This is a genomic window from Fulvimarina endophytica, from assembly GCF_003403015.1.
GTDB lineage: Bacteria > Pseudomonadota > Alphaproteobacteria > Rhizobiales > Rhizobiaceae > Fulvimarina > Fulvimarina endophytica.
This window is the reverse complement of sequence record NZ_QURL01000016.1, coordinates 1-11,479: the sequence shown is the minus strand read 5'-3', so window position 1 is coordinate 11,479 and position 11,479 is coordinate 1. Positions and strand designations below refer to the sequence as shown.

Here is an 11,479-nt window from a genome sequence, read left to right as displayed (position 1 = left end):
CGCTTCTCGATCAGCGGCGCGTAGGCGAGAACCCAGCGATTGATCGTCGAATGATCGACCGCGAAGCCGCGCTCGGCAAACATCTCCTCGAGATCGCGGTAGCTCAGCGGGTAGCGCAGATACCAGGTGACCGCCTGGGGCCTGTCGCAACTTTGTGCGCAAGTCGCAAAAGCCGCGTTTGGCCCGCAATCTTCAGCGAATGTGAACATTCGCGGCCGATGGCACCATTTTTATCGCGCAGCGGCAAAATCGGCGTAGCGTGGTTTCGCGCGAGACGTCTCAGCCGTTTAAGCGTCGAAGGGATTGCCTGTCGCTGCTGAAACGCTCATCAGACAGACTTTCGACAAGCCCGAGGACAGGACGGAGACATTGAAGAAGAAGGCGCTGCGTCAGGATGAGATATTGGCGATCCTGGCGGTTTCCGGATATCGCTCAATCGAGGAATTGAGCGAGCATTTCCACGTCACGACGCAGACCATTCGCCGTGATATCGCCGACCTGGCCGCCAAGCGCACCGTGAAGCCCTATCATGGCGGGGCTGCGCTGGCCGGCCCTATCGACTCACAGACCTACAGTTTGCGTCGACAGAGCCGCGTGGAAGCCAAGCGGCGCATCGCCGAAAAGATCGCGGAAATGACGCCGGAGGGCGCCTCGGTTTTCCTCGACGCCGGGTCGACCTGCGAAGCGGTCGCGCACGCACTCACCCGTCGACCGGGACTGAGGATCGTCACCTATAGTCTGCGTGCGGCGCTGATCCTCGCCGATCAGACAGACTTCACCGTTGCCGTTCCCGGTGGCTACGTGCGCAACCACGACGGCAGCCTTCGCAGCGACAAGGTGACCGAGTTTCTGGCGCGCTTCCGGTTCGACCTCGCGATCTTCAGCGTGAGCGGCATTCGCGAGAACGGCGATCTCGAAGACGACGATCTCAGCGAGGTCGCGACCGTCCGGGCGGCGTTCGCCCGCTCACAGGCGGTGGTTCTGGCCGCGGACTCCAGTAAGTTCGGCCGCTCGGCGAATGTCCGGCTCGGCAGTTTAACGGAGGTAACCGCCCTGGTGACGGATGCGGAACCGAGCTTCCGCTTTCCAGCCCAAAATTTAGGCAGCAGATTTACCCTGCACAAAGTGTAGATATTTTTTTGGGATAAATGTTGCAATAGCTACAAAAATGACGTTTCTTATCGAGAGGCAACATTTTCGATCGTGCCGATGTCGGCATGTGACATTTACGGAGACTCTCATGAAACGCAGAATGCACATCTCGCTATCGACCGTTTTGGTCGCCTCACTGCTCGGTTCAGCGGCAGCCTATGCCGAGCCAATCACCGTCTACACCGCCTACGAGGAAGACGAGGCGAACGCATTCCTGGAGGCGGCTAAGAAGGCGATTCCCGATCTGGAGGTCAACCTGCTTAGACTCTCTACCGGCGATCTCGCCGCGCGCATCATCGCCGAAAAGAATAACCCTCGCCATGACGTGCTCTGGGGCTTCGCGCTGACCTCGATGATCAGCCCGGAGATTCTTGATACGCTGGAGTCCTATGCGCCGCAGGGGGTCGACAATGTGCCTCAGCGCTTCGTCGACGACGAGAACCGCTGGACGGCGGTCACCGGCTACATGGCCGCCTTCTGCGTGAACAAGCCTCGCCTTGAGGGCGCGGGCCTGCCAATGCCGACGTCCTGGGCGGATCTTGCCAAGCCGGCCTACAAGGGCGAGATCGTCATGCCGAACCCGGCAAGCTCCGGTACCGGCTACATCCAGATCGATTCGCTTCTGCAGATGATGGGTGACGAGGAAGGCTGGGCCTATCTCGACAAGCTCGACGAGAACGTCGCCCAGTACATCAAATCGGGGTCCCGCCCTTGCAACATGGCGTCGGCGGGCGAATACGCGATCGGTGCCTCCTTCGCCCTTCGTGCGATCAAAAATATCGAGGAAGGCTATCCGATCGCGATGGTCGTCCCCTCCGAGGGTGCCGGCAACGAGCTGGAAGCCAACGGCCTCGTCGCCACTTCGGAAAATAAGGAAATGGCGAAGAAATTTCTCGATTGGACGGTGAGCCAGGCGGCGGCCGACGTCTATTACGACTGGAAGGCCATCGTTACGATTCCCGGCGGCAAGATGCCCCAGAACTTCGTCGATGCGGGCCTTCCCGCCGATATCGGCTCGGTCCTCTACGACGTCGACTTCCAAGCAGCGGCCGACGACCGAGACCAGATCACCAGCGAGTGGCAGAAGAAGTTCGAACGCTGAGCGCGACCGATGGAACCTGTCCGGTCGCCGATATAGCGGCCGGATTCACCCGCCCAGCCGAGGAACGTCGATCTTGACACTGGCAATTGATGATTTGGTAAAGACTTTCGGCGAGGTGAAAGCCGTCGATCACGTCTCCTTCGAAGTGGAGGAAGGCGCGTTCGTCTGCTTCCTCGGCCCCTCGGGTTGTGGCAAGACCACCCTCCTGCGGATCATCGCCGGCCTCGAACAGGCCGACACAGGGGCCGTGCGGCTCGGCGGGGTCGACATGTCCGGCGTGCCGGCGCGCAAACGCAATTTTGGCGTGGTCTTCCAGTCCTATTCCCTATTTCCCAACATGAGCGCGCAGCGTAATGTCGGCTACGGACTGGAATGCCGCGGCTGGTCGAAGAGCGAGCGACAGAAGCGGGCCTGCGAGATGCTCGACCTCGTCGGTCTCGCCGATCAGGCCCGCAAGCTGCCGAGCGAGATGTCCGGTGGCCAGCAGCAGCGCGTCGCGCTTGCCCGCGCTCTTGCACCGAACCCGTCGCTTCTTCTCCTCGACGAGCCGCTCTCGGCCCTCGACGCCAAGGTCCGCGACACATTGCGCCAAGAGATCCGCTCGCTTCAGCAGCGGCTCGGCATCACCACCGTCATGGTCACCCACGACCAGGACGAAGCCCTCGCCATGGCCGACACGATTGTGGTTCTGAACGGCGGGAAGATCGAGCAGATTGGCCATCCGCGCGATCTCTACACCCGACCCGCCAGCGCCTTTGTCGCCGGGTTCATCGGTCACATGAACGTCCTGCCGGTCACCCGTAACGGCTCTGGCTTTCATTTCTCGAACACGATCCTCGACGTCGACGAGGCCGATCCGGGACAGGGCGACATCCGCAGTCTCGGCATCCGGCCTGAAGCGATCGAAGTCGCTTCGTCGCATGGGGCCAACGCTCCTCGCAACGTCGTGCCCGGCGAAGTCAGGGCGGTCACCTTCCTCGGCAATCTCACCCGCATCGAGGTCGCTCCCGACGCCCAGAAGGATACGGTCCTGACGCTTGAGCTTCACGGTGCCTGCGACATCCCGAAGCTTGGCGACGGCCTATCGCTCCGCCTGCCGTCGCATGCCCTGAAGGTGTTGCCATGACCACGCTCGCTCCACGGGGCCGGGCGACGAGCGACGCGGCGGTCGGCTGGTGTCTCACCCTGATTGTCGCCGTGCCCTTCGTCGTCTTCCTGGTCGTGCCGCTCGCGAGCATCCTGGTTCGCGGCTTCGAGACGCCCGACGGTCTCGGCCTTCAGAATTTCACCCAGACCTTCGGCAGCGCGCGCTTCTGGGACCTCACCGTCAACAGCCTCGCCATGGCCGGTCTTTCGACCGTCATCGTCGTTTCGCTCGCCTATGGCTATGCCTATGCGCTGCAGCGCACGGCGGTGCCGCTGAAACCGTTCCTGCGCATCGCCTGCCTCGTGCCCCTCTTCGCGCCTTCGCTGGTGCAGGCACAGGGCCTGGTCCTGCTTCTCGGCCGCAACGGCTTCCTGAACCGCTTCCTCGGTTTCGACATCGACATCTACGGTTTCTGGGGCGTCGTCATCGCGAGTTCGCTCTACGCCTTCCCCTACGCCTTCCTGATCCTGTCCGCGGCGCTCGCCGTGGCCGACGCGCGCATCTACGACAGCGCCGAAGCACTCGGCGCCGGGCCGCTGCGCATCTTCAAGGACGCGACCCTTCCGGCAACGCGCTTCGGGCTCGTCAGCGCCTGCTTCATCGCCTTCACCCTCGTTGTTACCGATTTCGGCAACCCGATCGTGATCGGCGGCGATTTCAGTGTGCTCGCGACCGAGATGTACAATCAGGTGATCGGCCAGGCCCAGTTCGGGCTCGGCGCGGTGATCGGCATCGTGCTGCTCGTTCCAGCAATCGTCACCAAGCTGCTCAACAACACCTTGAGCGGGCGGACTCACGCGATCATCACCGACGGGGCGCGACCCCTGACAATCGAGCCTTCGCCGATGCGCGATCTTTGCTGGAGCCTGTTCGTCTACGGTCTCGTCGCGGTGATTCTCAGCGTCCCGCTCATCGTGCTGATCGCGAGCTTCACGCAGCTGTGGCCCTACAACATGGCGTTCTCGTTGCGGCACTATCACTTCGACGTGCAGAACGGTCTCGCGCCCTTCAAGAACAGCCTCATCGTTTCGGCCTCGGCCGCCACCATTGGCGTCGTCCTGTCGACGCTCGCCGCCCTCGTCGCCAACCGGTTCCGCACGGCTCTCAGCGGGCCGATCGGCTTCCTCTCGATCCTGCCCTCGGCCGTGCCCGGCATGGTGCTCGGCCTCGGGTATCTCGTCACCTTCAACGACCCGGCCAACCCGCTCGGATTCCTCTACGGCACGCTGACGCTGCTGGTCGTCATGATCACATACTACAACTTCGCCAACGCCTATCTCACCGCCTCGACCAGCCTCGGCCAGATCGGAAAAACCTTCGACGAGGCCTCGACCATGCTGGGGGGAAGCCGGCTGACCACCCTGTTCAAGATCACGCTGCCGCTTCTGTGGCCGACCATGATCGGGATGTGGGTCTTCTACTTCATGCGAACCATGGTGACGCTGTCCGCGATTATCTTCCTCATCACCCCGTCGACGCAGATGGCTTCGGTCTCGGTTCTGCAACTGTCGGACCGCGGCGCGATCAATCAGGCCGCCGCCTTTTCCATCTGCATCATGGCCGTGGTCGTTCTGTGCCTCGCTTTGGTGCGCGGTCTCCTAATCCTGACCGGCAACCGCCACGTGGCCCTGATCAGATGAACGCACTCCCTCCCACCATTCGCGCGATCCTGTTCGACAAGGATGGCACGCTTCTCGACTATCATCGCAGTTGGGGACCGATCAACCGGCGCGCGGCGCTGCTCGCGGCGGCGGGCGATGCGGACCTCGCCGCGCATCTCCTCAAACTCGGCGGCATGGACGCGGCGACCGGTATCACGCGGGCCGACTCCCTCCTCGGTTCCGGCAATACGCGGGAGATCGCGGAGGCTTGGCGCCAGGCCGGAGCGCCGCCCGACCAGGAAACCCTCGTCTCCAGGCTCGACGCGCTATTCCTCGAAGGCGCCGATGAGGCAGTCCCGGTGACGGACCTGCCCGCGCTGTTCGGGCGGCTCTCCGCGTCCGGTCTTCGCCTCGGGATCGCCAGCATGGACGGCGAGCGGGCGATCCGTCGGTTCGCCGAACGCACGGGGATGGCACCCCATGTCGATTTCGTCGCCGGCTACGACAGCGGATACGGCGTCAAACCGTCCGGGGGAATGCTCACGGCTTTCGCGACCGCCGTCGCGATCGCTCCCGCAAACATCGCCGTCGTCGGCGACAATCTTCACGACATGGAAATGGGCCGGGCCGGCGGCGCCATCCTTAGGATCGCCGTCCTCTCCGGAACCGGAACACGCGAAACGCTGACTGACAATTGTGACCTCTGCATCGACCATATCGGCGAGCTGGATCGCCTGCTTGTCGATGTCTGAAGCCCGTCACGACAACATGTCTCGGGGATCCTGCGAGCCCTCGAGCGATCCAGCCTTCTCCGTGCTCAGGCCCGCGGCAGCGGTCTTCAGGCGGCAAATTTCCCGTGACAAACTTCCTCTGCCTAACACACCGCACAATTTTTCTGAGCAAACTGTTGCTATGCGCATGAGCGGTGGAAAGTATATGATGATTCTTTAGACGAACTTCTCTCAGGAAAGCGAACAGTTAAACGGAGTCCTTGATGATCAAAAATATCGCACTTTCACTATTTTTTCGGCCACGACAAGCGCTTTTGCGCAAGAGTCGGGTAGGCAGGGAGCCGATAGAGTCAACATAGACTGCTCGATTACAAAATTCGACGCGGCTATACGCTATCAACAGAGTTCTGCCGAAGTAAATGCATTGCAATACCAGGCCTATAATTTTGCGACCCTGCGCGTCGACGAGGCCGTCGAAGGTATCGCCGACCCGTCTTCGCTGGCCGTGGTTCTCGATCTCGACGAAACCGTCATCGACAACACGCCTCTTCTGGTGCGCGATCTGCGTAACTGCCATCGGTACGATCACTGGGACACCTGGCGGCACTGGGAGCGCGAGGGTCATCCGAGCCTGATATCCGGCGCGAAGGCCTTCCTCGAGCATGCCAACGAGACCGGTATCGCGATCCGCTACATCTCTGACCGGACCGATGATCAGCTGGAGTCGACGCTGGCGACCTTGAACGAATTGAAACTTCCACAGGTGAGCGCGGAGAACGTTCTCCTCCTCGGGCCCAGCAAGCCGGAGCGCCGCGACTTCGTGTCTCGGAACCACGAGATCGTGCTGCTGCTCGGCGATACGCTACATGATTTCGACATGCTTTTCGAAATCGACTCCCTGACTCAGCGCCGGGAGGTCGTGGCCGAGAACAGGAAGCAGTTCGGGGAAAAATGGATCATCTTCCCGAACGCGGCTTACGGCGACTGGAACGAGAGCGAACTTGACGGCTGGGATGCCGAGCCGATGTTCGAGGATTACGAAACAAGACGTGGCGTGCCCGCAGGCATCGAACATCCCTGCGGGCGCGCCCTTACGCTTGTCCCGACGAAGTGATTCTTATGATCGTTCTGAAAATGTCAGACGAATGCAGCGCGGTTATTTAGAATGACGTCTCTTTCTCGAACACGACGGAATGACAATTGATGATATATCTGATCTCGTTCGGCGTTCTCCTGGCGTTAGCTCTCGTCGTCTTCTGCACGATCCGCTGGTGGAACTTCCGCCTGATCGGACCGCAGCCGATGCCGCTCTACGTCTTCATCGCCATCCTGTTCACCTCCGGCCTCGACGTCGGGCTGATCATGTTCCCGCTGGCCTACGACTTCCCGCTTTATGCCGACACGCAGGCCAATCCGGCCTATGCCTTCACCAATCCGCTAGCGCTGGAATTCGGGTTTTGGGGCTTCCTGATCTGGGCGTTCTACTTCCTGACGGCCTTCTATTTCTGCGCGATCGAGCCGAAGCTGAAATTCTTCGAAAGGCCTTTCGTGCGCATCGTGAACAACATCGTCATCGTGACGACCTGCGCATTCACGGCCTCTCTCTTTCTCGTCTATCTGCCCGACTATCTGCCCAATATTGCGGACGGCCAGGGCGTCGTGGCGACGTTCTACGTCATCGTCTTCGCGGTAATCCTCGCGGCATCCTACTCCTCCACCGACATCAGCTACGTGAAAGTTCTGTCGATCGGCTCGACCATGATGTTCGGCCTGTTGATCGTCGGCATGTGGGTCTATTCCGGCATGTCCTTCACCGAGTTCGGCAAGACGGCCTCGAACCTCGGCGGCTATTTCGGCAACCTCCACCGCTTCGTCCTGCCGATCACCGACTATCATGAGTTCTACCTGTTCTGGTGGTTCGCGTGGTCGGTCATGATCGGCCAGTTCACCTCGCGGTTCGTGGGCGGCATCAAGGTGCAGCACTTGCTTGTAGCGCTGATGGTCATCCCATCGCTCCCGCTCGCGATCTGGTTCACGGTGCTCTACTTCTTCTTCCTGAGCGACCTCGAAGCCGACGGCCTCGTCAATATCGCGATGGTCATCGTCGGAACGACCTTCGTCATCAACTCGCTGGACTCCCTGATCCGGCTCTACACCGACAATTTGAACCTCACCGCGGAGCGCTTCGGCAAGTGGCCCTACGTCGCCGGCAACACCGTGGCGCTTTTCATCCTGACGCTGATGTTCAAGAGCCAATGGCTCCAGATCGAATGGATCGGCGCGATCGTCATCGCCCTCTACGTCTTGGTCATCGCCTTCATCACCCTGAAAGCGCCCCATGTCCTCTCGAACCCAAAGGGCGCCTACAAGAAAGCCGCTCTCGACCTGTAAGAGCGCGCTGACCCGACACCAAGACATAAGAGTTGAAGACTATTTCATGAGAGCCCAGCCAAAAGCCAGCCACTTCATCGACGGCGCCTATGTTGAAGACAAGAACGGCGAGACCTTCGAGTGCGTCTATTCGGCGACCGGCGAGACGATCGCGAAGCTCCACGCGGCCACACCCGCAATCATCGAACAGGCGATGACGTCTGCCGCGAAGGCGCAAGCCGAATGGGCGGAATGGACGCCTGTTCAGCGCTCCCGCGTGCTCCGCAGGGCGGCCGACATCATCCGCGAACGCAACGAGGCGCTGTCGGAGCTCGAGACCCTCGACACCGGCAAGCCCATCCAGGAGACGATCGTCGCCGATGCGACCTCTGGCGCGGACGCGCTGGAATGGTTCGCTTCGATTGCAGCGACGCTTTCGGGTGAGAGCGTGCCGCTTGGAGCGGACTTCGTCTATACGGTCCGCGAACCTCTGGGCGTCTGCGTCGGGATCGGCGCGTGGAACTACCCGACCCAGATCGCCTGCTGGAAGGCCGCTCCGGCCCTTGCCTGCGGCAATGCGATGGTCTTCAAGCCCTCCGAAATGACGCCGCTCTGCGCCCTCAAGGTGGCCGAGATCGTGCATGAAGCGGGCGCGCCAGCCGGACTTTTCAACGTGGTCCAGGGCTTCGGCAAGGTGGGCGCGGCACTGACCACACACGACCTCTGCGCGAAGGTTTCGCTCACCGGCTCGGTCGAAACCGGACCGAAGGTCTATGCGGCGGCCGCCGAAGGCATGCGCCACGTGACCATGGAACTTGGCGGCAAATCGCCGATCCTGGTCTTCGACGATGCAAGCCTCGAAGACGCGATTTCCGGCGCGATGCTCGGCAATTTCTATTCGACCGGCCAGATCTGTTCGAACGGAACGCGGGTCTTCGTCCAGCGCGGCATCTACGAGACCTTCCTCGAACGCCTTGCAGAGCGCACGAAGGCGATCAAGCTGGGCGACCCGCTTGATCCTGAAACCCAGATCGGACCCATGGTCTCCTTCGCCCAGCTTGAAAAGGTGAAGGGCTATCTGAAGAGCGCGGAAAACGAGGGCGCGCGTCTCGTCGTCGGAGGCGGCATCCCGAGTAGCGAAAAGTTCGCCAATGGCGCCTATGTCGAGCCGACGGTCTATGCGGATGTCACCGACGAGATGACGATCGCGCGCGAGGAGATTTTTGGGCCGGTCATGTCCGTCTTTCCGTTTGAGACCGAAGAAGAAGCGCTGTCGCGCGCCAACAGCACGCCGTTCGGTCTCGCCGCCGGCGTCTTCACCAACGATCTCACACGCGGTCACCGGGTCGCGAAAAAGCTGCAGGCCGGCATCTGCTGGATCAACACCTACAACCTGACCCCGGTCGAAGTGCCCTTTGGCGGCGTCAAGAAGTCTGGCCTTGGCCGCGAGAACGGGAAGGCAGCGATGGAATTCTATTCACAGCTCAAGACCGTGCATGTCGGGATGGGCCCTGTCGAAAGCCCGTACTGAGCCATGTCGAACAACCAAACCATTCTCGCCGAGGCGGATTACGTCATCATCGGGTCGGGCTCGGCGGGTGCCGCCCTCGCCTATCGTCTGTCTGAGAGCGGCGAGCATTCGGTCATCGTGCTCGAATATGGCGGCACGGATATCGGGCCGTTCATCCAGATGCCGGGTGCGCTCTCATATCCCATGAACATGAGCCGCTACGATTGGGGCTTCAAATCCGAGCCGGAGCCGCATTTGAACAACCGCAGGCTTGCATGCCCGCGCGGCAAGGTCATCGGCGGCTCGTCCTCGATCAATGGCATGGTCTATGTGCGTGGCCATGCCAAGGACTTCGACAACTGGGAAGAAGCCGGCGCCACGGGCTGGAGCTACGCCGACGTCCTGCCCTACTACAAGCGGCTGGAACACTGGCATGATGGCGGCCATGGCGGCGATCCGGAATGGCGCGGCAAGGATGGTCCCCTTCACGTCGGTCGCGGCTCGCGCACCAATCCCCTGTTCAAGGCCTTCGTCGACGCCGGAATAGAAGCAGGGTTCGAGGCGACGGACGACTACAACGGCGAGAAGCAGGAGGGCTTCGGACCGATGGAACAAACGGTCTGGGAAGGCCGTCGCTGGTCCACCGCCAACGCTTATCTGCGCCCCGCCATGAAGCGCGACAACTTCGAGCTTATTCAGTGCTTCGCCAACCGGGTGCGGATCGAGAACGGCCGCGCGGTCGGCGTCGAGGTGACGAAGGGCGGCGCAGACGGTTTCGTGAAGGCGAACCGCGAAGTCATCGTGTCGGCCTCAACCATCAACTCCCCAAAGATCCTGATGCTGTCCGGCATCGGCCCGGCGGAGCATCTCCGAGAGCACGGCATCGAAGTGATTGCCGATCGGCCCGGTGTCGGCGGCAATCTGCAGGACCATCTGGAGCTTTACATCCAGCAGGCCTGCATCCAGCCGATTACGCTCTACAAGCACTGGAACCTCTTCGGCAAAGGCTATGCCGGTGCGGAATGGACCATCGCCAAGACCGGTCTCGGCGCGTCCAATCAGTTCGAGAGCGCTGGCTTCGTACGCTCACGGGCGGGCGTCGAATATCCCGACATCCAGTATCACTTCCTACCCATGGCGGTACGATACGACGGCAAGGCGGCGGCGGAAGGCCATGGCTATCAGGCCCATGTCGGCCCGATGCGCTCGCCCTCGCGTGGCCGGATCTCGCTGAACAGCGCCGATCCTTCACAAGCGCCAAAAATCTTCTTCAACTACATGTCGACCGAAGAGGACTGGGTGGACTTCCGTCACTGCGTACGGCTCACCCGCGAAATCTTCGGCCAGAAGGCCTTCGACGAATATCGCGGCAAGGAAATCCAGCCGGGCGAGAATGTCCAGTCAGATGAGGAAATCGACGAATTCATCCGCGACGAGGCCGAAAGCGCCTATCATCCTTGCGGCACCTGCCGCATGGGCGCTGTGGATGACCCTCACGCCGTCGTCGATCCGGAATGCCGTGTCATCGGCGTCGAAGCTCTGCGGGTGGTGGACTCGTCCATCTTCCCGCGCATCACCAACGGCAACCTCAACGGTCCCTCCATCATGACCGGTGAAAAGGCCGCCGATCATATTCTCGGACGAACCCTGCCGCGCGATGAAGCCGAGCCATGGATCAACCCGCGCTGGAAAGAAAGCGATCGCTGACTTTCGATCAGCACTACGTTCCGGAGAAATGAGCGTGTTGCAAAGTTTGGCCGCTTAACGCTGGGTTGACCCTATCCACTGATTCTCGCGCTCTCATAGACGGAGAGCCTTGCCATGATCCTGAACACGATCGCCGAGAAGCTGAAGCGGCAGTCGAAG

At 61.3% G+C, this 11,479-nt stretch carries 9 protein-coding genes and 1 pseudogene; 9 read left to right on the top strand and 1 reads right to left on the bottom strand.

Annotated elements, in window-relative coordinates; genetic code table 11:
* Positions 1 to 137 (bottom strand): annotated as a pseudogene (locus DYI37_RS19480) (IS6 family transposase); the annotation flags it as partial.
* A gap of 232 nt (positions 138 to 369) precedes the next feature.
* Here DYI37_RS19480 and DYI37_RS19475 point away from each other — a divergent pair.
* The 9 genes from DYI37_RS19475 (at position 370) to betA (ending at position 11,320) form a co-directional block, all read left to right on the top strand.
* Entirely contained in the window at positions 370 to 1,131 is a 762-nt protein-coding gene (locus DYI37_RS19475) for a DeoR/GlpR family DNA-binding transcription regulator (RefSeq protein WP_158555238.1), read from the top strand.
* Positions 1,132 to 1,240: 109 nt separating this feature from the next.
* Positions 1,241 to 2,254, top strand: a complete 1,014-nt coding sequence (locus tag DYI37_RS19470; RefSeq protein WP_116684942.1) for an extracellular solute-binding protein — start codon at positions 1,241 to 1,243, stop codon at positions 2,252 to 2,254.
* 73 nt (positions 2,255 to 2,327) lie between these two features.
* Positions 2,328 to 3,380 (top strand): ABC transporter ATP-binding protein, encoded by a 1,053-nt coding sequence (locus tag DYI37_RS19465; protein WP_199520223.1) that lies wholly within the window; start codon positions 2,328 to 2,330, stop codon positions 3,378 to 3,380.
* Positions 3,377 to 5,041, top strand: coding sequence for an ABC transporter permease subunit (locus tag DYI37_RS19460; protein ID WP_116684940.1), 1,665 nt, complete (start codon positions 3,377 to 3,379; stop codon positions 5,039 to 5,041). Before DYI37_RS19465 ends, DYI37_RS19460 begins: the two co-directional genes overlap by 4 nt.
* The gene (locus DYI37_RS19455) at positions 5,038 to 5,754 is read left to right on the top strand and encodes an HAD family hydrolase (RefSeq protein WP_116684939.1); all 717 of its coding nucleotides are present in this window, start codon (positions 5,038 to 5,040) and stop codon (positions 5,752 to 5,754) included. Before DYI37_RS19460 ends, DYI37_RS19455 begins: the two co-directional genes overlap by 4 nt.
* Before the next feature lie 268 nt (positions 5,755 to 6,022).
* A complete protein-coding gene (locus tag DYI37_RS19450; RefSeq protein WP_116684938.1) occupies positions 6,023 to 6,847 on the top strand; it encodes a 5'-nucleotidase, lipoprotein e(P4) family in 825 nt (274 codons plus the stop codon).
* 89 nt (positions 6,848 to 6,936) lie between these two features.
* Entirely contained in the window at positions 6,937 to 8,124 is a 1,188-nt protein-coding gene (locus DYI37_RS19445) for a BCCT family transporter (protein WP_116684937.1), read from the top strand.
* Between the two features lie 46 nt (positions 8,125 to 8,170).
* Positions 8,171 to 9,634: a betaine-aldehyde dehydrogenase gene (gene betB, locus DYI37_RS19440; RefSeq protein WP_116684936.1), complete on the top strand. Its 1,464-nt coding sequence runs from the start codon at positions 8,171 to 8,173 to the stop codon at positions 9,632 to 9,634.
* A gap of 3 nt (positions 9,635 to 9,637) precedes the next feature.
* The gene (betA, locus tag DYI37_RS19435) at positions 9,638 to 11,320 is read left to right on the top strand and encodes a choline dehydrogenase (protein WP_116684935.1); all 1,683 of its coding nucleotides are present in this window, start codon (positions 9,638 to 9,640) and stop codon (positions 11,318 to 11,320) included.
* Positions 11,321 to 11,479: the final 159 nt, after the last annotated feature.

Excerpts from the sequence above, each read along its gene's own strand:
- DYI37_RS19470 (WP_116684942.1), top strand. The coding sequence starts at position 1,241 with ATGAAACGCAGAATGCACATCTCGCTATCGACCGTTTTGGTCGCCTCA.
- DYI37_RS19460 (WP_116684940.1), top strand. The coding sequence starts at position 3,377 with ATGACCACGCTCGCTCCACGGGGCCGGGCGACGAGCGACGCGGCGGTC.
- DYI37_RS19455 (WP_116684939.1), top strand. The coding sequence starts at position 5,038 with ATGAACGCACTCCCTCCCACCATTCGCGCGATCCTGTTCGACAAGGAT.
- DYI37_RS19445 (WP_116684937.1), top strand. The coding sequence starts at position 6,937 with ATGATATATCTGATCTCGTTCGGCGTTCTCCTGGCGTTAGCTCTCGTC.
- betB (WP_116684936.1), top strand. The coding sequence starts at position 8,171 with ATGAGAGCCCAGCCAAAAGCCAGCCACTTCATCGACGGCGCCTATGTT.
- betA (WP_116684935.1), top strand. The coding sequence starts at position 9,638 with ATGTCGAACAACCAAACCATTCTCGCCGAGGCGGATTACGTCATCATC.